This is a genomic window from Azotobacter chroococcum, assembly GCF_004339665.1.
Taxonomy (GTDB): Bacteria; Pseudomonadota; Gammaproteobacteria; order Pseudomonadales; family Pseudomonadaceae; genus Azotobacter; species Azotobacter chroococcum.
The window spans coordinates 1-19344 of sequence record NZ_SMMU01000053.1 but is presented as its reverse complement, the minus strand read 5'-3'; the positions used below and the strand labels follow the sequence as shown (position 1 = coordinate 19344).

Genomic DNA, 19344 nt, shown 5'->3' with positions numbered 1-19344 from the left:
TGCTTGCGGCAGACCGCCTGCTCGTGGCTGTCGACGCCATGAAGCTGGAATACCTGCTTTGCCAAATCGACGCCTATCCGCTTGAGTTTCATGGGAACTTCCTCCTCTGGTGACTGCTGTTTCCAGCAACTTCAGTCTGGCGCGTTGACGCCGTAGGAGGGGGGAGTCCATTTCATTGCCCTACGCGAAAGGCGCCGGCTCGAAGCTGTCGGCGCGCGCCATCCGCCACATGCGCGCGTAGAACTCGCTGTCGATGCGGTCGCCGAGCAGTTCGCCCGGCTTGAGGAAGGCGTGCAGTTGCGCGTACTGGCGGATCTCGCTTTCCGACAGGCGCCGCAGCAGGTGGCGGGGCTCCAGCTGGGCGGGCCGTTCGAGCCCGGCGGCGGCGACGATCTCGGCCAGGGCCTTGAGGGTGTTGCGGTGGAAGTTGTGCACCCGTTCGGCCTTGTCCGGCACTACCAGGGCGCGTTGGCGCAGCGGGTCCTGGGTCGCCACGCCGGTCGGGCAGCGGTTGGTGTGGCAGCTCTGCGACTGGATGCAGCCGATGGCGAACATGAAGCCACGTGCCGAGTTGGCCCAGTCGGCGCCGATGGCCAGCACGCTGGCGATGTCGAAGGCGCTGATGATCTTGCCGCTGGCCCCCAGGCGGATGCTGTCGCGCAGGCCGGCGCCGACCAGGGTGTTATGGACGAACAGCAGGCCTTCGCGCAGGGGCACGCCCACGTGGTCGGAGAACTCCAGGGGCGCAGCGCCGGTGCCGCCTTCCTTGCCGTCGACGACGATGAAGTCGGGGAGGATGCCGGTTTCCAGCATGGCCTTGGCGATGCCCATGAACTCCCAGGGATGGCCGAGGCAGAACTTGAAGCCGACCGGCTTGCCGCCGGACAGCTCGCGCAACTGCGCGACGAAGCCGAGCAGTTCGCACGGCGTGGAGAAAGTGCTGTGGCGGGCCGGCGAGACACAGTCGCGATCCATGCCCACGCCGCGGGTGGCGGCGATCTCCGCGGTGATCTTGTTCTTCGGCAGGATGCCGCCGTGGCCGGGCTTGGCGCCCTGGCTCAGCTTGATCTCGATCATCTTCACCTGGTCGTTGCACGCCTGGCTGGCGAAGCGCTCGGGGTCGAAGCGGCCGTCGTCGCTGCGGCAGCCGAAGTAGCCGCTGCCGATTTCCCAGATCAGGTCGCCGCCGTGCTCGCGGTGATAGGGGCTGATGCTGCCTTCGCCGGTGTCGTGGGCGAAGCCGCCGAGCCTGGCGCCCTGGTTGAGGGCGCGGATGGCATTGGCGCTGAGCGAGCCGAAGCTCATCGCCGAGATGTTGAAGATCGAGGCCGAATAGGGCCTGGTGCACTGCGGCCCGCCGATCACGATGCGGAAATCCTCGGGCTTGCCGAGCTCGGCCGGGCGCATCGAGTGGGTGATGAACTCGAAGCCGTTCTGGTAGACGTCGTGCAGGGTGCCGAAGGCCTTGTCGGCGCTCTGGTTCTTGGCGCGCGCGTAGACCAGCATGCGCTGGGCCCGGGAGAAGGGCAGACACTCGTCGTCGGTTTCCAGCAGGTACTGGCGGATCTCCGGGCGGATGTACTCGATCAGGTAGCGGATATTGCCCAGCACCGGGTAGTTGCGCCGCACCGCGTGCTGCGTCTGCCGCAGGTCGTTGATGCCCACCAGGCTGAGCAACCCGGCGATCAGGGGCAGCGGCCAGAGCCCGGGCGAGCCGGGGAGGAGGGGCAGGGTGACCAGGGTGAGCAGTACGCAGGCGGCGAAGCAGGCATAGCGGCTGAACAGGGTGACACTCATTCGTGGGTTCCTAGAGCGGATCGGAGTATTTCGGGGGAGTAACGGGCTCTTCCAGCACGTCCCGGGCGAACAGGCTTTCGAGATCGTCGAAGTAGGCATGGGTGGCCCTGAGGCTGGCGGTCTCGTCGCTGATGACCTTGTGCAGCTCCTGCAGCATCTGCTCGTCGTGGCGGCGGAAGCGCTCCAGGCGCGCGGCGGTCTGCTGCTCGCTGAGACCCAGCCCGAGCAGCACCTGGCGGCCCATCTCCAGGCTGGAAAAGAAAGTCTCGCGCACCGGGCCGGCCTCCAGATCGAGCAGGGTGTGCAGCTGCGCCCAGTCCAGCGCGCGGGTGATCACCCTCATGTGCGGATAGCGCTGGCGGACCAGCCGCGCCGTCTGGATGTTGGTCGGCCCGTCGTCGGTGGCGATGACGAAGAACTGCGCATGCTCGGCCTTGGCGGCATGCAGGATCTCCAGGCGCAGGGGGTTGCCGTAGTAGATCGGCAGGTTGCTGATCTTGCGGTTGAACTCGACCGTTTCGACCGCCGTGTCGAAGCCGACGAAGGGCACGCGCTGGGCGTGCAGGAGGCGGGCGACGACCTGGCCGACACGGCCCATGCCCATGATGATGACCCGCGGCTCGTGGTCGATGCTCGGCTCCTCGGGTTCCGGCGCAGCGGCCCGCCGGGTCGGCCTGGCGAACAGCGAGAGCAGGATGACCACCAGCGGGGTGAGCGCCATCGACAGGGTGATGGTCAAGACCAACAGGTCGTGGAGTCCGCTATCGAACAGGCCGTGGCGGTGGGCGATCGAGAAGATCACGAAGGCGAATTCGCCGCCGCCGGCGAGCACCACGCCCAGGCGCAGGGCGGAGTCGGTCTGCAGCCGGCCGGGAAAGCGCCCGACGAGGGCGATCAGGGGCAGCTTGAGCAGGATCAGCAGCAGGGCCAGGCCGAGCACCGTCCAGAACGCATCGACCAGCAGGCCAAGGTTGATGTTCATGCCGACACCGAGGAAGAACAGCCCGAGCAACATGCCCTTGAAGGGCTCGATCTTCGCCTCCAGGGCATGGCGGTACTCGGATTCGGCCAGCAGCACGCCGGCCAGGAAAGCGCCGAGGGCCATGGACACGCCGATCCACTCCATGAGCAGGGCGCTGCCCATCACCACCAGCAGCGAGGTAGCGGTGAGGATGTCCTGCAGGTCGCCCTTGGCCACGACGCGGAACAGCGGACGCAGCAGGTAGCGCCCGCCGATAATCAGGCCGCCCACGCAGGCGACCACCTTGAGCAGCTCGACCAGCGGGTCTTCGCCGCTGTCCGGCTGGCTGACGCCACTGAGCAGCGGAACGATCGCCATCAGCGGAATGGCCGCGATGTCCTGGAACAGCAGCATCGAGAACGCCAGACGCCCGTGCGGCATGTGCAGCTCGCGGCGCTCGGCGAGCAGCTGCAGGACGAAGGCGGTGGACGACAGCGCCAGGCCGAGGCCGAGGACGAGGGCGCTGGTCCAGTGCTGCTGGAAGAAGGCCATGGCCATGCCGCCGATGGCCGCGCCACATAGCAGCACCTGCGCCAGGCCGGCGCCGAACACCGCATGGCGTATCAGCCAGAGGCGTTTCGGCGACAGCTCCAGGCCGATGATGAACATCAGCATCACCACGCCCAGTTCGGAAATCCTCAGGATGCTGCCGGGCTGATCGATCAGACCCAGCACGGCGGGACCGATCAGCACGCCGCCGATCAGGTAGCCGAGCACGGCACCCAGCTGCATGCGCTTGGCGAGCGGCACGAGCAAAACCATGGCGAGCAGACACACCACACTGGCCTGCAAGAGGCGCGACTCATGTTCCACTGTGAAATACCTCGATGAGCGGGCCTTGGGAAAGACGAACCAGGCCGGAGCGGCGAACGCCCGGCCTGGATTCGAGGGAATCCCTCAATTGTGCATCTGCCTTGGCGTTTTGGCAGCTGATCCCGGTCATCGCCAGGATGGCCGTGTATCATTCGTATTCGCCGTATCCGCGTTTTTCGGGGTTTTGGAAACCGGAACCAAAAGTTCGCATAATGTATATTATGTTAAATTATGTGCTATGTCAGATCTGTTCAATTGATACCGTGCAGACGCTTGAGGCTGACGGCTTCAGCGAGGGCTGAGCCAAGGCGGTACACTTGGCTGCTGATGCAACGCTGTCTTAAGGAATTCAGTCATGAAAATTATGAAAGCGACCAGCGTCGAAGAGGCTGTTGCGCTCGCAACAAGGCTTAAGGCAGAAGGCCGCTACAACTGGTTTCGAGGCCAGTTACGCGAGTGGAACCCTGCCTCATCACTTGAGCGCAAACTTCTACACGACCCGGAAGCAAAACCCAATCTCGACGCAAAACTGAATAGATTTCTCAAATGGGTTCAAGCATACCCGGCGCTTGCTTATCTCGCGGCGCCAGAGAACATCGATGCTCTGTTCGCCGTGCTTCAACACTATGGGTTTCCCACCACATATATCGACTTCACAACAGAGCCAGCAGTAGCCGGTTTCTTTGCATCCGACACCCAAGTACAGCCTGAAGGGCCTGGAAATTCCGTCATCTACTGCCTGAACACTGATGACCTTACGGAATTTTATGAATGCCTGGACAGCGTCGAACACCCTACACCGTTATTTGCGGAACCGGTGACAGTAGATGTCCCCAATCTGTGGCGCTTAGAGTCCCAACACGGCCGTTTTTTATTCGCGAACCACTCGTGGTACCGGTACTACGACATGGACAGAATCGTTTTTCCTTGGAGCGGTACTCCTGCCTTCCCCCCTAGGGACCAGATATATCCTGCGCACAAAAGCGCATTAGAGCAATTGCTAGATTCTTATTTTTTCAATGAAAGACGAGTCGAAAACAAAGCAATGCTTCGGGCAATGGCCGAGGCAGCAGGAAAGCAAAGCCTGTTTAAACATTTCAATATTAGCAAGCCTGCGACGTACGAGCAGGAGTCTTTTTCTTCTCCGCTCAAGGCTGCGGAGGGCTGGAGCGCCGACGCGTTGAAAGACTGGCTAATGACTCCAATTGAGCAATTTGATGCAACTGTCGGCCGGCGAATATCAATTTCGTTACGGAGTGGGCCGGCAGCTCCTAGCCCTGCAGACCAAGTACGCCATTCGATCAACAATGCATTGAATTTGCAGCCCAAACTGAGGGCGGAAGCAGTCGACTGGTGTTTCACCGGCCTACCCCGGGATGTGAATGAACAACTTTTCATATCCTCTACACGGGAGGCGTGGAACGGGATGCGAAATCTCCCCTACACAAACGACGATATCGCGGGTACCATTTCTGCTTTGGTCATCCTGTGCGCGATTGCTGAATGCCGCTCACTGGATGGCGGAATGGCCGATCAAGCATTTACGAGGTGGATCGCAGACGCGATTTACGTGGAGCTCGGAAACCAAGACGGCTCTTACTCCAGAGCGTACTGCTCTGACAAAGGACTACTACAAGCATTGGACCCGGCTTGGATTGCTAATCTTAAAAAGCCTGCGTCAGTAACTTCGATGTCCGACGCATTCAGCCACACCCACGATCCTCGTCTGATGTTCGGTTTCGAAAAACTGGCGAGCATCTATGCTCATGAGGTGATCCCTTCTCAGCTCGCGCTAAAACGGCCTGTAGTCCTCTACAACCCTGCAAATCTTGAGCTCTTTGGCCTTCCATAGTGACCTCGAGATATAGAACTGCCCTGAGCGAATAGACAGTAATTAGATCCGGAGCAGCGGACCGGACTCGGATATATACCGCTGCACCGGCTGTGCGCCGCTCCCAGCGAGCCCAAGCGGCCTCGCTCCCTCATGAACAGTGAACATTGCCCATTAGGGAAATCAATGCTGAACCGGTTCGCCCCGCTACTGCACCGGATTAGTATTCCGTCGAGGTCATCGGCCAGCCCTGGCCTAAATACGCTCGACGGCCTCCCTGAGCTTGGCAATCAGCGCGGGAATCGAATGCAGGTGCGGCTCCTCCTCCGCGAGCACCCGCTCGAAGGCGCGCTTCTTCAGGGCGCCGATGTCGAAATTGCCGCGAATGCTCACCGGCACCGTGCTGAGCAGAATGTCGAAGAGCCGCTCCACCGCATGCAGACGCCCCCACAGGTAGTCGTTCTCGCGAATCGAGCGGTCGAGAAATCCGCCAAAGCTGGCGAACGACCGGCCGAGCAGCACATTCTTCTGACCGTCGAGCCGCAGGCTGATCGCGTCCTCGGGGCTGATGCGGTCCACCAGGATCTCCTCGATCGGCCCTGCATCGCTGTCCAGCGACAGCGCGCTCACGGTCGGCCGCAGGATGATGTCCCAGAAGAAATACCCCAGGTAGCCGGTGAGAATGGCGTCGCGGCTCCGCTCCTCCAGGTTCAGGACCAGTGACGAAGCCAGTACGGCATCCGCGTTGTCGGTCGTCCTGGCGAGGTCGCACTCCAGGGCCAGGCGCCCGACCAGCCGGGTGATCTCCTCGAAGGTGTCCAGCCCCGGCCAGGCGCCCTCGCCGCCCGGCTCCAGGAAGATCTCCCGGCAGCTGGCGATGGCCTGCCGGCTGAGAAAGTCGATGTCGTCGTAGATCGACAGCTCGTCGATGCATTTGTGGATCTTGATCTTCAGCAGGTCGAGGGATTCCGAATCGGCTGCGCTGGCGCCGGCCTGTTCGCCGGAAACCCCCGGATAGAGATCGTTGATTTCATGCAGGACGAAGTTCAGCCGCCTCCTTTTATAGATGACCCCGAAATCCAGAATCATCTTCCCGAACGGCGGCAGCTCGGCGTTTCTATAAAGGTTCTCGGGCATGGCATAGGAGTCGGCGATGATTTCCTGCTGCCTGGCCCAGGTTTCGATGACCTCCTGTACCCGGCACGCTTCCGGCGAATTGGGGGTGTACTGGCAGGCAGTGACGATGATCCGCACGATGAAGTCCAGGGCCTCGAGAACCAGCGAACGCATCCAGACGTCGTAGACGATGGTCGTGCCGGACAGCAGACTGATCGACGAGAGTCGCCAGTGCCGCAGGTCGTCGGCCGTGAGGTCGCCCCTGAGCCGCCCCGCCGTCGCCTGCTCGATCAGTTTGGCGACGATCGGCCGGGCATTGAGGATCGCCGCCTTCAGCCGCCGCGCCTGCACGTTGTAGCGGCTGATGACCGCCAGTTCGTTGTACACGGGGTCATGCCGCGGCAGGTCCGAGAGCGCGCCCCGCAAGGTGGCGAAGAAGCCCGGCACACCGGTACCGGCAGCCCTGACCATTCCAGGGTTGGGATCGATGAAGACCAGCCGGCGATCCACCTCCCTGAACGCGCAGTGCGTGTGGATGGCCTCGACGCAGGCCATGATCGGCTTGTTGTCGAGCACGCTGCCGTCGAGCAGCACCGCCTCCTCGGGATTCTCGCCGCGCTCGAGGTAGTGGCGGAAATTCCGCTCCAGAAAATGCGCGCGGGCCGGCCAGGGCATGTGGCGCGCCGCCAGAATCTCGTCGACCTCGCGAATCCGGGCCGGCGGAAAGGCTCCCGGATAGGAGGCCGTCGCCCGTCCGGCGAAGGCCAGGGAAGGAAAGTTGTCGACGTCGAAATCGCTCAGTAGATGCCCGGTGCGGCGATGGTCAAGGCTGAAATGCAGCAGGTGGCGGTGCTCCCGCTCGTAGGCGACTGCTGGATCGTGGATGAAGATCGGCCGCTCGATCCCCCGGAAATCCGTGACGGTCACCAGCAGGTCGAGCCTGGCCCCCTGCGGCAGCAGCGACTCCCACGGCGAGCTGGAGGTTCTCATCGCCGTCAGACCGTCGAGGATGAGCGTGCTCAGGCGGCGACCGTCCAGGGGCGGCTTGAACCAGCGCGAACGCAGGAATATCGAAATCCGCTTTTCCATCTCGGCATTGGCCTTTCCCGGCAGCAGGCCCTCGCGGTTGAGGCGGATGAGCAAGGGATGCACGAGCGGCCAGAAATACCACTTGCTCCAGAGACGCGCCTTGGCTTCGGGGGCCAGCAGGCCCAGCATGTCGGCCTCGTCGAGCCACAGGTCGGTGATCGGCATCAGGCTGCGATCGTGGGCCAGCGCCGTGGCCAGGGTCACGCCGTTGATGCCCCCCGCCGAGGAGCCGGCGATGACGTCGACGATCACCCGCAGGCAGACATCCCTTCCCAGCGTCTCCAGGAACTCCCGATACAGGTCCCCGGTGGACTGTTCCGGCTCGTCCGGGTAGCGCTCGTGCAGGCTGCGCGCCAGTGTTTCCCGGCCATCGACGGGCTGGTCCGCGTGATAGAGCTTCGACGCCCGGACCAGGTTGAGGATTTCCCGGTTGATGCCGTGCTGATAGATCGCCAGCGAGACGCCGCCAAAGAAAACGACCGCCAGTCGCAGCTCTTTCTCTTTCATCACCTGGCCCTGCTTCCCGGGTAGAACCAGTTTAGATAAGGAAAGACCGAGGCGGCCCTCGACGGCAGCCAGATCGAGCGGCACAGGCATACGGCAGCCCCGGCACGGCTTGCCAGGCAAACGGAGCCGGGGCCAAACTCGCCACCATGACCATCACGACGCCCAAACCCCGCCGCGGCCGCCCGCCCAAGGTCGCCCGGGACTTCCCCGATACCCGCGAGGCGCTGATCCGCTGCGGCATGGAAATCCTCACCGAACAGGGCTTCATGTCCACCGGCATCGAGGCCGTGCTCAAGCGCATCGGCGTGCCCAAGGGCTCCTTCTATCACTACTTCGAGAGCAAGGAGGCCTTCGGCCAGGCGGTGCTGGAACGCTACGGCGGCTACTTCGCCCGCAAGCTGGACCGCTGGCTGCTGCAGGACGAGGTGCCGCCGCTGCAGCGCCTGCGCGATTTCGTCGAGGACGCCAAGGCCGGCATGGCGAAATACGAATTCCGCCGCGGCTGCCTGGTAGGCAATCTCGGTCAGGAAGTGGCCATCCTGCCGGAGAGCTTCCGCAATCAGCTGGAGGCCACCCTGTGTGACTGGCAGCGTCGTCTGGCTGCCTGCCTGCAGCTTGCCAAGGAGCGTGGCCAGCTGCCTGCCGACACCGACTGCGACGGACTTGCTGCCTTCTTCTGGATCGGCTGGGAAGGCGCCGTACAGCGCGCCCGGCTGGTCCGCAACGGTGCACCGCTGGAGATTTTCCTCGCGGGCTTTCTCGCCGGACTGCCACGTTAGCCGCGTGCCCTCCTCCTGCCCGGTCGGTTCAGGCCGGCGCGTTCGCCCGCAGGTTCAGCGGGTCCACCATCCCGGCGGCGATGGCCATGCCGACCAGGTCGGCATGCCGTTCGGCCTGCATGCGCTTCATCACCCGCATGCGGTAGAGATCGACGGTCTTCACACTGATCGCCAGCTGCTCGGCGATCTCCCGGTTGGTATAGCCCTGCACCAGCGGCAGCAGCACGTCGCGCTCGCGTGGCGTCAGCGTATCCAGGCGCGCCTGCACCGCCTCCTGGCCACGGCTGCCGGAACGGCGCTCGCCGTAACGGCCGAGCGCCTGCTGCACGCTGTCGAGGAGCATCTGCTCGTTGTAGGGCTTCTCGATGAAGTCGCAGGCACCGGTCTTGAAGGCCCGCACCACGATGGGCACGTCGGCGTGCCCGCTGACGAAGATCACCGGCAGGTCGATGCCCCGCGCACGCATCGCCTCCTGCACGTTCAACCCGCCCATCCCGGGCATCCGCACGTCCAGCAGCACGCAGGCGTTGAGGCTTGGCTCGCAGGCGTCGAGAAACTCCCGGCCGCTGATGAACGGCAAGGCCTTCAGCCCCACCGACTCGAGCAGCCAGACCGTCGAGTCCAGCATGCCCTGGTCATCGTCCACCACGTACACCACCTGCTCCATCGGGATTCTCCTGTTGTTGTCGTTGGGCGCTGTCTTTCCGGGAGGCTGCGGAGCAGCGAGCCGCCCTCCTCCTGAACGTTGCCGGCAAGGATAAAAGAGCCTGACACCGGGCAATCCAGTCGCCATCGAAGCGGCCAAGTACAGCATGTCTGTCGGCATGCCGGAAGTGCGAGCCGCATGACCACCCTGCGTTTGGCCTGTTTGCTGGTTTCAGGTTAGGTAGAAGTTTTATGGGTAAGATATTCTTCTTCGTTGATTTCCGATTACGGTAATTTTTCAAAAGGAAATGCCATCCAGACATGAGGAATGCCTATCACTAAATTTCCGATTACAGAAATATCACTAACAAAGTACCTGTACCCACCCGGTGATTTCCGATTTGCAGATTCAACGCTAGATCGAGGCAGGCGTCTTCGAGGCGCTGGTGCTGGGGCGTGGAGCCAGATATCACGCTGGAGAGCCTCGACGGCCTGGCGAGCCGCCTGCGCGAAACGCGTCTGTAATACAGATCCGCCCCACGTCTCAAAAGGGACAGTTTCCAAGAGTAGCCACCGCCATGCACGCCACCCTCCCCCTTCTCAACGCCCTGGGCTTCCCCGCGATCCGTCGCGGCGGCTGGAGGCCCTGCAAGTCAACCTCACCTACCGCTGCAACCAGCGCTGCCTGCACTGCCACGTCAACGCCGGACCGACCCGCAGCGAGGCGATGACCGACGAGAGCCTGGCGCTCCTGCACCAGGTCATCGATGCCCATCCGGTACAGACCCTCGATCTGACCGGGGACGCCCCGGAAATGCACCCGCGTTTTCGGGAGATCGTCACTCACGCGCGGCGCGAGGGGTTGCGGGTCATCGATCGTTGCAACCTGACCATCCTCGCCGAGCAGGGCGTGGAGGTGACCGCCTCCCTGCCCTGCTACTCGCTCGAAAATGTCGCGGCGATGGCGTGTTCGAGGCCTGCATCGCCGGGCTGAAGACGCTCAACCGGCTCGGCTATGGCATGGATGGCAGCGGGCTGTTCTTCCTGATCTACGTGCTGCTCACCGCGCTGTCATTGCCCGGCGCGGCCTTGATGACCCTGGTGGGCAGTGCGCTGTTCGGTCTGCTCGGCAGCACCCTGCTGGTGTCCTTCGCCTCCCCCCTGGGGGCCACCCTGGCCATGCTGATCAGCCGCTTCCTGCTGCGCGACTGGGTGCAGGCCCGGTTCAGCCAGCGCCTGGCCGGCATCGCCCGCGAAGGGGCCGCCTACCTGTTCGCCTTGCGCCTGGTGCCAGTATTTCCCTTCTTCCTGATCAACCTGGCCATGGGCCTGACCAAGCTACCTGCGCGCACCTTCTGGTGGGTCAGCCAGTTGGGCATGCTGCCTTCATAAAGGCCTGTACGTAGGGCGTCTGCATGTGCCCGTCGAAGTCGGCTGGCGAACGCCAGTCCTCGTAGACGAACTAGCTGTTGGCTGAATCGCTCGCCCGGTAGATGTCGTAGCGCAGGCAACCGGGTTCCTACCGGGTAGGGCCGACCAGCGCCAGCAGGCGCTGGCCGAGGACTTGGCCCTGCCCCGGTTGTGTGGTGAAAAAAGCCACGTTGGTCAGCATGCTCATGACAGCTCTCCTCTGTTGATTGGGCGGGTATCAGCCGGCGGTGACGGTCATGCCGCCGTCGGCCATAACGACCGAGCCGACCATGAAGCTGGCGCGGTCCGAGGCGAGGAAGGCGACCACCTCAGCGATCTCTTCCGGCTGCGCGGCACGGCCGATGGGTGCGGCTTCGCCGTGCCGGGCAAGAAAGCCCGGGCCGTCGTCGACCACGTCGTTGAGGATGTTGGTGACCACGTCACCGACGCCGATGGCGTTCACGCGAATCCCATGCTCGATGGCCTCCAGCGCCAGCGTGCGGGTCAGCTGCGCCAGGGCGCCCTTGGACGCGGTGTAGGCGGCGATGGTCGGGAAGGCGAAATATGAGGCGTAGGAGGCGATGTTGACGATGGCCCCCGACTTGTTGGGCATCATCGCCTTGACCGCTTCGCGCGAATGCAGGAAGGCAGCGGTGGCGTTGACCGCCTGGATGCGCTCCCAATCCTCGCGGGTCATGTCGATGACCAGCTTGTTGATGATGATCCCGGCGTTGTTGACCAGAATGTCCAGCCGGCCGAACTGCTCGACAGCCAGGCCCACCGCACGCTCGGCGGCGCCGTCCTCGGTAATGTTGGCTACCAGTGGCACCAGCCCGGGGCGCGAGAGCGCCTCGACCGCCGGGTTCAGGTCTTCGGCGACGACCTTCGCGCCGCGCGCATGCAGCAACAGGGCAATGGCCTTGCCGATGCCGCTGGCAGCGCCGGTGACCAGCGCGACTTTGCCTTCGACTTCCTGGGGAATGCTGTGCTTGATATCAGTCATGGTGGTCTCCTCCTGTGCGAGCCAGACGAGTCATTCGCTGGCCCTGCGCCCGCGGGCGCTGTCGTTATCGACGAGTTCACTGTCTCGCAACGGGGAGCGCCGGGCTTTCGGGGGCTTGCCCAGACTGTCGGAGTTTTGCGCGAAAGTGCGATCACCGAGGCGTCAGCACGTGACGATCACGCCTTGAATCGCCACCGCACCTGCGAATCGGCGGGCAGTGGGATGAATTCGTCATCGCCCGGTACGTCAGGGAAGCGCCGGGCACGCCAGTCTTCGGCGGCCTGCAGGATTCGCTCGGGCCGGCTGGAGACGAAGTTCCAGTAGATGTGTCGGCGACCTTCCAGCGGCTCGCCACCCAGCAGCAGGAGCCGGGTGGGCCCGACGGCGCGCAGCACCACCTCGCTATCCGGGCGAAGCACCACCAGACGATCAGCGCCGAAGCGCCCCGGCTGACCGATCACCTCGACCTCGCCGCTCACCATATAGAAGGCGCGCTCAATGTGCTCGGCCGACAAGCGATAACACGCGCCCGCCTGCAACTGGAGGTCGGCGTAGAACAGATCAGAAACCGTCTGGGTGGGCGACTGGACGCCTTCGAGAGATCCGGCCAGCAGGCTCAGCGAAGCACCGTCCCCTTCGATCAACGGGATGCGCTCGGCGAGCAGGTGCTGAAAGCCCGGGTCGGTTTCTTCGTGCGCTTCGGGCAGCGCTACCCAGGCTTGAAAGCCCTTTAGCCTGCCGCCGCTCGCCCGGACCGGATCGCTGGAGCGCTCGGAGTGGACGATGCCGCGCCCAGCCGTCATCAGGTTGATCTCCCCGGCGCGAAGCTGCTGGATGTGTCCGGCGCTGTCGCGGTGCAGCATCTCGCCCTGCAACAGATAACTGATGGTAGACAGGCCGATGTGGGGGTGCGGGCGGGTGTCCACGCCCTCTCCCGGCCCGAAGACCACCGGGCCAAAGCTGTCAAGAAAAATGAACGGCCCCACCATCCGCCACTGCGCCGAGGGCAGCGCACGGCGCACATCGAAACCGCCGATGTCACGCACGTTGGGAAGAATGATCTGCTCGATAGCGCTGGGGCTGGACGTCTGGACGGTCACGGCGGGTCTCGCTGAATGAGTGAAGTGCCGTCACTCTAGGCCCGCTGCCTTATCGGCAAAACCCGGATAATATGCACTGAAACGTTCGAGGAATTCGAAATGGTGTCAGAGCCGGGTACCCCTACGCTGGACCAGTTGCGCGTGTTTCTCACGGTGGTCGACGTCGGTAGTTTTGCCGGTGCGGCGCGCAAGCTGCATCGCGCCACGTCGGTGGTGAGTTATTCCATCGCCAATCTGGAAATGCAGTTGGGCGTCAGCCTTTTCGACCGCAAGACCACACGCAAGCCACAACTGACCGACGCCGGGCGCACGGTGCTGGCCGAGGCCCGGACGATATACAACGGTATCGACGGCTTGCGGGCCAAAGTCCGCGGGCTGCTGCATGGTCTGGAAGCCGAGGTGCACCTGGTACTCGACGTGATGTTGCCCAGTGAGCGGGTGGTCGATGCGCTCAAGGCCTTTCGCGAGCAGTTCCCCACCGTGTCGCTGCATCTGCATATCGAGGCCCTCGGCGCGGTGACGCAACGGGTGCTCGAACGCGGCGCGACCCTCGGGCTCAGCGGCCCGCTGACCACGAGCATCGACGGCATCGAACGCATCGGCGTGGGCAAGGTGGCGTTGATACCGGTAGCCGCGCCCGACCATCCCCTGGCCCAGCACGGGCCGCACGCGCCCGGCGCCGGCCGCGAGCACGTACAGTTGGTACTCACCGATCGTTCCAAGCTCACTGAGGATCAGGAGTTTGCCGTCGTTGGCACTCGCACCTGGCGACTGGCCGATCTCGGCGCCAAGCACATGCTGCTTCGCGAAGGCATCGGCTGGGGAAACATGCCGATCGACATGGTGCGCGACGATCTGGCCAGCGGCCGACTGGTGCGACTCGACCTGCCCGACTGCGTCGGCGGTGACTATGTGTTCGACATCATCTACCGAACCGACACGCCACCCGGTCCTGCGGCCAACTGGTTGATCGAGCGGTTCAAGGCACAAGCGACAGCGGGATACTGACCGTTCGATAAAGCTGAACGTAACGGTCGAAATTAGTCGCCTTTTGTCGATCATATTGCCGTGCGACATTGCCTCCATCTCGGCGACGGCGCCGTTGGCAACTACCTAAATGGAGGCATCACATGGCTAAGGTTCTGGTTCTTTACTATTCGTCCTACGGTCATATCGAGACCATGGCCAACGCGATGGCCGAAGGCGCTCGCGCAGCCGGTGCGCAGGTAGACGTCAAGCGCATCCCGGCAACGGTGCCCGAGGAAATCGCCAAGGGCGCGCACTTCAAGCTGGGCCTGGGGGCGCCGGTCGCGACGGTCGCCGAGCTGGAACAGTACGACGCGATCATCGTCGGCACCGGCACGCGCTTCGGTCGCATCAGCAGCCAGATGGCGGCCTTTCTCGACCAGGCCGGCGGGCTCTGGGCGCGCGGCGCGCTGAATGGAAAGGTCGGTGGCGCGTTCACCTCCAGCGCCACCCAGCATGGCGGCCAGGAAACCACGCTCTTCTCGATCATCACCAACTTGCTGCACTTCGGCATGACTATTGTCGGCCTGCCGTATAGCCACCAGGGCCAGATGGGCGTTTCCGAAGTGGTCGGCGGTGCACCTTATGGCTCGACCACCATCACCGGCGGCGACGGCTCTCGTCAGCCCAGCGAAACCGAACTGGCCGGCGCCCGCCACCAGGGTGAACTGATCGCCAAGACCGCCACCAAGCTGTTCGGCTGATGGTCGAAACTTGCCCAATGGCGAGCCCTTTCCCTTCTGTTACTGAAACGAGCGATGACCATGAATACTGCTGAGCAGCTGTTGCACCTGCATTTCGAAACCTTTGTCGATGACCACGAACGGTGGAAGACGCTGATCGCCGACGACCTGGTGTGGGAGCTGCCGTTCGCGCCTGCGCTCGGTCATCCGGCCCGCCTCAGTGGGCGCGATCAGGTGCTCGGCCACGTCGGCTGGTTTGTCGGCGCCGTGGAGAACTTCCGCTTCCATGACCTGAAGGTGCACCCCGGCGCGGCCCCCTCCGAGGCGAGCGCCGAGGTCAAGGCCGAGGGCTTGATCAAGCCGACCGGACGTCTCTACCAGCAGGACTACGTGCTGTTCGTCCGCGTCGAAAACGGCAAGCTGGCCTTCATCCGCGAATACTTCGACCCGGTCCGGGCCGCCATTGCGCTGGATGCGCCTATTCCTGCACTGGCCAGCTGAGCCGGTCGGGTCGACCTAATCGAGGCTGCCCATCCCTGCGCTACCCTATCGATCGCAGCCCTCGCTTGAGGGCTTTGCCGATGGGAGCATGCTGTGCACCAGACCGAACCGGATGTACCGCCACTGAGTGATGCCCAACGCATCACCGCCGAATCGATGCTGCATTATCTGCCTGGCGAGCAGCAGGCCTTGCCGCCGCGCCCGCAGATGCAGGATGTGGTGGTGCAGCTGTTCACCCATCACACCATCGTCGAGCCGATATTGGTTCCCGCCGTGGTGGAACCGCTGCTGGTGCTGGTGCTGGCCGGCGCCGCCAACATCGAAGAACGCTCCCTCGGCGGGGAATGGGAAGCCGCCAACGTTCAGGCCGGCGATTTCTTCCTCACCAACACCAGCGAGCCGTATGAGATGCGCTGGCAAACACAGGACGGCGATATCTTCGAGGTGATGCACCTATATCTCGGCCTGCCACTGATCGATCAGGCCGCACGGGATCTGCTGGGCAAACACGCCACCCCGGTGACCTTTCTCGATGTGTCCGGTGCATGGGATGAACGGGTGAGGTTCATACTGGATCAGCTGCGCATCGAGCTGATCAGCGAGCGCCAGCCCAGCCCGCTGTTCGCACGTAGCCTGGCGCAGGCGCTGGCCGTGCATCTGGTCCGCACCTACCTTGATCCGCACAGCGTTGCCAGGCGCGGCAATGCGCTGCAGGCGTACAAGCTGCGGCGCGTCATCGAAGCGATGAGCGAGCGCCTGGCCGACGACTTCAGCCTGACACACCTGGCCGAAATCGCGGATCTGAGCGAGTACCACTTCAGCCGGATGTTCAAGCGCGCCACCGGCCTGCCGCCCTCGCAGTACTTCATCCGCCTGCGCATCGCGCGCGCCCGCCATCTGCTGCTCGAAACGGACCGCAGCATCATCGACATCGGGATGGAGGTCGGCTACTCGAGCCCGAGCCATTTCTCCCAGGTATTTCGCCGCGAGGTGGGCATCACGCCCAGGGCCTATCGCCAGGCGTGATGCTCGCCCCGGGCCTTACAGGTTCTGCGGCCTGAAGCGCTCGCTCAGATCGAGCACCTGGCCGGCCACCCGGAACTGCCCTTGCCCGCGATAGTGCAAGGTATCCGGCTCGGTGACTGCCGTGGCGACATGGGCCTTCACCACCTCCCAGATGAACAGGCCGTACTCGTCTATCTGCCGATCATCAGCCAACCGGCATTCGAAATTCGCATAGCACTCCTCGATCAGGGGCGCATCCACACGGCTGGCAGGCGCTGCGCTCAATCCGCACGTCTCGAATTTGTTCGACGACCTTCCCGAGCTGTTGCCGACGCAAACGACCGCATCGACCAACTCAGCCGTGGGCACGTTGATCACGCACTCGCGACTGCGGCGTATCAACTCGTAGCTGTGGTTGCCTTCTCAGATGTAGCAGCCAAAGAGCGCAGGACTGAATTGCATCATCAGGTGCCAACCCATGGTCATGATGTTGGTTTCGCCCTGCCAGGCGGAGGTGACTAGCACGATGGGGCCGGTCTCGAGATGGCGGCGAATCTCGGCCAGCGGATAATCGGATTTTTCGAATCTGGACATCAGCTGTCTCCTTTCGCGTCGTGGATATCGCGGTTCGCCTTGCGGCCCTGAGGGTCAGCCTCTCGCAGGCTCGACCTGCCGTCTGTTGCGGGCCTGCCGGCGATGTCGCGAAATTGCGGACGAAAAAAGCCGGGCAATCGCCCGGCTTGGCCAGCTGTCTGCGACGCGCCGCGTTTACAAACTGGCATCGAGGACCAGCTTGCCACGTGTGTGCCGCCCCCAGCTCTTGCGCAACGCGCCTTCGGCTTGGGATAAGGGCAGCACTTCCACTTCGATCACCAGGTCGCCCGTCTCGAACAACGCGGCGATCTTCTGAAGCTGAGCGCCATCGGAGCGTGCCGCGAAATGCTTGCCCGTTGCGCCGACCGCCTCTGCCTGTGCGGCGTCAGGCGGGCTCACTGGGGAAACCAGTACACCCCCAAGCTTCAGTACCGACCATGAACGTGTCTGCGTATCGCCACCAACCAGGTCCAACACGACATCGACCGAGTTCACGACGGTCTCGAACGGCGTCTGGGTGTAGTCGATCACCTGAGAGGCACCTAGCTCCCGCAGGTACTCATGGTTGCGCGCCGAGGCCGTGGCAATGATGGTGGCGCCGGCGATCCGCGCCATCTGCACCGCCATGCTGCCGACCCCGCCAGCGGCGCCGTGGATCAGCACCGTCTGCCCTGGCTTGATCTGCGCATGCTCATGCAGCGCTTGCCAGGCGGTCAGCGCCACAGCCGGAACGCCACTTGCCTGCAGGGCCGACAACCGGCCCGGTCGATGGGCGAGACGGTCCGCGCTGGCCAGAACCTCGGTGGCGTAACCACCGACAATATTGATGAAACTGAACACCTCGTCACCCACGGAGAAGCCGCGAACATCGTCGCCTACCGCCGCCACTCGACCGGCTACCTCGACACCCGGCGTGTAGGGCAGCTCCAACGGGATGAAGGCTTTCATTGCACCGGAGAGAACCTTCCAGTCGATTGGATTGACCCCACTGCCTGCCACTTCGATAAGTACCTCACCCTTGCCCGGCACCGGCGAAGGCAGTTCCTCGAACACGAAACCCTCTGGTTGCCCGTATTGCGCTACGCGAATCGCTTTCATGTGTCACCTCGAAAAGTTGAGAGCTGCTTGAAGGAGCCGGTAACAGGAGCCGGCGCAGGATTAGGCGCGACGTGCGTCCAGGCTGAAACGACCGGCGCCGAAGGCGGCAACCTGCAGCAGCCCGCCGGCCATGGCGATGTTCTTGAAGAAGTGGATGAACTGGCTCTGGTCGGCCAGCTCGTTGTGGAACGCGAGGGCGGTGGCGACGCTGAACAGCGCGAGCCCCGCGGCAACCAGGCGAGTGCGGTAACCCAGGATCAGGGCGATGCCGCCTACCATTTCCACAAGGATGGCAATCGCGAGGGCCAGGTTCGGAAACGGCAGGCCGACCGATTCGATATAGCCGATCATGCCAGCAGGGGCGCTGACCTTGGAGATTCCAGAGAGCACGAAGATGGCGCTCAGCAGCACGCGACCGGCGAGTGAGGCCGAAGCGGAGAGCGTGACAGAGCTGTCGGTGGCGCTGGAGAGTGCGATGGATTGCGTCATGGCTGTTTCCTCTTGGGGTCGTCGCAGAAAACGGAAAAAATCGTACGTTTAGCCTCGAACCGTCAGGTTGAGGCCATAGACCCGGGTGCGGTTGCGTCAGGAAACATCAAAATGAGCCCTAACCTGACGCTGACCGGCTGGTCAGGCCTGACGTCCGGTTGAGGTATAACCCAGCCGGACATTCCCAGGCTTGATGCGGCTTCCAGTCGATCATCTGATGCTTAGCGTACGATTTTTTCCGAATTCTGCTGGCGCCCCCTCTTGAAGGACCCACCACCCTGGTGAGCCGCAATGAGGAGAATTCTGCGCGCAGTTCTCTTATCTAAATAGACGGTTAATATCGAAGAGTAGATTCGATTAATTCGAACTCGCAGAGGGCCCGACACTCGCTTCCGCACGGCCCAATCCGGACTGCAAGAGATCCGATCCAACATGGACACCACAACCCCATGCAGGCTGACCTGACGGCACGATACGCAGGCCCTTCGCGCCTGGTTCATTGGCCTCACTGCCCCCGACACCTCGCTATCCAGCAACCAGCCAGGCAGAAATAGGCAAGCGCCGTGGAGGTATCGGCATTCGCCCGTTCGCCGCTCTTTCCTAGCATCGCACCGTACTCAGTTCGATCCGCCAGCACATCGCGCAGGAGGAAGGAGCTGAGCCCACAGTGATGATTTCAAGCGAGGAGATCCGGTTATGTCGAACATTCGAAAGCGCTCCATGAACCTCATCTTCAACCGAAGTAAAGGCCCGCCGATGCTGTGCTCCCGATTTCCTTCTGGAGCCCGTCATCATGATGCGACCCGACACCAAGGTCGAAAAGGTCTATCTCTACCC

The 19344-nt window shown here is 63.1% G+C and carries 17 protein-coding genes and 2 pseudogenes; 8 read left to right on the top strand and 11 right to left on the bottom strand.

Annotation, left to right across the window (positions count from 1 at the left end):
• Positions 1 to 180: 180 nt before the first annotated feature.
• Both EV691_RS21505 and EV691_RS21500 read right to left on the bottom strand, forming a co-directional pair.
• Complete coding sequence (locus EV691_RS21505; protein ID WP_131301026.1) at positions 181 to 1797, bottom strand: FMN-binding glutamate synthase family protein; 1617 nt, start codon at positions 1795 to 1797, stop codon at positions 181 to 183.
• A 10-nt stretch (positions 1798 to 1807) separates the two neighbouring features.
• Positions 1808 to 3631, bottom strand: coding sequence for a monovalent cation:proton antiporter-2 (CPA2) family protein (locus EV691_RS21500; protein ID WP_131301024.1), 1824 nt, complete (start codon positions 3629 to 3631; stop codon positions 1808 to 1810).
• A 355-nt stretch (positions 3632 to 3986) separates the two neighbouring features.
• Here EV691_RS21500 and EV691_RS21495 point away from each other — a divergent pair, with 355 nt between their 5' ends.
• Complete coding sequence (locus EV691_RS21495; protein ID WP_131301022.1) at positions 3987 to 5483, top strand: FRG domain-containing protein; 1497 nt, start codon at positions 3987 to 3989, stop codon at positions 5481 to 5483.
• Positions 5484 to 5717: 234 nt separating this feature from the next.
• Here the strand turns inward: EV691_RS21495 and EV691_RS21490 are convergent, their stop codons facing one another.
• Positions 5718 to 8174, bottom strand: a complete 2457-nt coding sequence (locus tag EV691_RS21490; protein WP_131301020.1) for a patatin-like protein — start codon at positions 8172 to 8174, stop codon at positions 5718 to 5720.
• Positions 8175 to 8320: 146 nt separating this feature from the next.
• On the opposite strand from EV691_RS21490, the gene acuR reads away from it, so the two are divergent.
• A complete protein-coding gene (acuR, locus tag EV691_RS21485; protein ID WP_131301018.1) occupies positions 8321 to 8953 on the top strand; it encodes an acrylate utilization transcriptional regulator AcuR in 633 nt (210 codons plus the stop codon).
• Between the two features lie 28 nt (positions 8954 to 8981).
• On the opposite strand, the gene EV691_RS21480 is transcribed toward acuR, so the two are convergent.
• Positions 8982 to 9620: a response regulator transcription factor gene (locus EV691_RS21480; protein ID WP_131301016.1), complete on the bottom strand. Its 639-nt coding sequence runs from the start codon at positions 9618 to 9620 to the stop codon at positions 8982 to 8984.
• Positions 9621 to 9926: 306 nt separating this feature from the next.
• On the opposite strand from EV691_RS21480, the gene EV691_RS24025 reads away from it, so the two are divergent.
• Together EV691_RS24025 and EV691_RS23490 are read left to right on the top strand one after the other, a co-directional pair.
• On the top strand, positions 9927 to 10592 hold the full coding sequence (locus EV691_RS24025) for a radical SAM protein (RefSeq protein ID WP_242672629.1): 666 nt from the start codon (positions 9927 to 9929) through the stop codon (positions 10590 to 10592).
• On the top strand, positions 10565 to 10990 hold the full coding sequence (locus EV691_RS23490) for a TVP38/TMEM64 family protein (protein WP_242672628.1): 426 nt from the start codon (positions 10565 to 10567) through the stop codon (positions 10988 to 10990). Before EV691_RS24025 ends, EV691_RS23490 begins: the two co-directional genes overlap by 28 nt.
• Here the strand turns inward: EV691_RS23490 and EV691_RS24210 are convergent.
• The 3 genes and pseudogenes from EV691_RS24210 to EV691_RS21460 form a co-directional block, all read right to left on the bottom strand.
• A pseudogene (locus EV691_RS24210) lies at positions 10962 to 11024 on the bottom strand (hypothetical protein); the annotation flags it as partial. The gene EV691_RS23490 and the pseudogene EV691_RS24210 overlap by 29 nt on opposite strands.
• 222 nt (positions 11025 to 11246) lie before the next feature.
• Positions 11247 to 12011 (bottom strand): SDR family NAD(P)-dependent oxidoreductase, encoded by a 765-nt coding sequence (locus EV691_RS21465; protein WP_131301014.1) that lies wholly within the window; start codon positions 12009 to 12011, stop codon positions 11247 to 11249.
• A 176-nt stretch (positions 12012 to 12187) separates the two neighbouring features.
• The gene (locus EV691_RS21460) at positions 12188 to 13111 is read right to left on the bottom strand and encodes a pirin family protein (RefSeq protein WP_131301012.1); all 924 of its coding nucleotides are present in this window, start codon (positions 13109 to 13111) and stop codon (positions 12188 to 12190) included.
• A gap of 99 nt (positions 13112 to 13210) precedes the next feature.
• Here EV691_RS21460 and EV691_RS21455 point away from each other — a divergent pair, with 99 nt between their 5' ends.
• The 4 genes from EV691_RS21455 (at position 13211) to EV691_RS21440 (ending at position 16347) form a co-directional block, all read left to right on the top strand.
• Entirely contained in the window at positions 13211 to 14119 is a 909-nt protein-coding gene (locus EV691_RS21455; RefSeq protein WP_131301010.1) for a LysR family transcriptional regulator, read from the top strand.
• Positions 14120 to 14241: 122 nt separating this feature from the next.
• Positions 14242 to 14841 (top strand): NAD(P)H:quinone oxidoreductase, encoded by a 600-nt coding sequence (gene wrbA / locus EV691_RS21450; protein ID WP_131301008.1) that lies wholly within the window; start codon positions 14242 to 14244, stop codon positions 14839 to 14841.
• Between the two features lie 60 nt (positions 14842 to 14901).
• Entirely contained in the window at positions 14902 to 15321 is a 420-nt protein-coding gene (locus tag EV691_RS21445; RefSeq protein ID WP_131255917.1) for a nuclear transport factor 2 family protein, read from the top strand.
• A 156-nt stretch (positions 15322 to 15477) separates the two neighbouring features.
• The gene (locus tag EV691_RS21440) at positions 15478 to 16347 is read left to right on the top strand and encodes a helix-turn-helix domain-containing protein (RefSeq protein WP_131301028.1); all 870 of its coding nucleotides are present in this window, start codon (positions 15478 to 15480) and stop codon (positions 16345 to 16347) included.
• Between the two features lie 15 nt (positions 16348 to 16362).
• Here the strand turns inward: EV691_RS21440 and EV691_RS24020 are convergent.
• The 4 genes and pseudogenes from EV691_RS24020 to EV691_RS21425 all read right to left on the bottom strand — a co-directional run.
• Positions 16363 to 16731, bottom strand: a pseudogene (locus EV691_RS24020) (flavin reductase family protein); the annotation flags it as partial.
• 18 nt (positions 16732 to 16749) lie between these two features.
• Entirely contained in the window at positions 16750 to 16920 is a 171-nt protein-coding gene (locus EV691_RS24015; protein ID WP_242672625.1) for a hypothetical protein, read from the bottom strand.
• Between the two features lie 174 nt (positions 16921 to 17094).
• The gene (locus tag EV691_RS21430) at positions 17095 to 18018 is read right to left on the bottom strand and encodes an NADP-dependent oxidoreductase (RefSeq protein ID WP_131301006.1); all 924 of its coding nucleotides are present in this window, start codon (positions 18016 to 18018) and stop codon (positions 17095 to 17097) included.
• Positions 18019 to 18078: 60 nt separating this feature from the next.
• On the bottom strand, positions 18079 to 18507 hold the full coding sequence (locus tag EV691_RS21425; protein ID WP_131301004.1) for a DoxX family protein: 429 nt from the start codon (positions 18505 to 18507) through the stop codon (positions 18079 to 18081).
• Between the last annotated feature and the right edge of the window lie 837 nt (positions 18508 to 19344).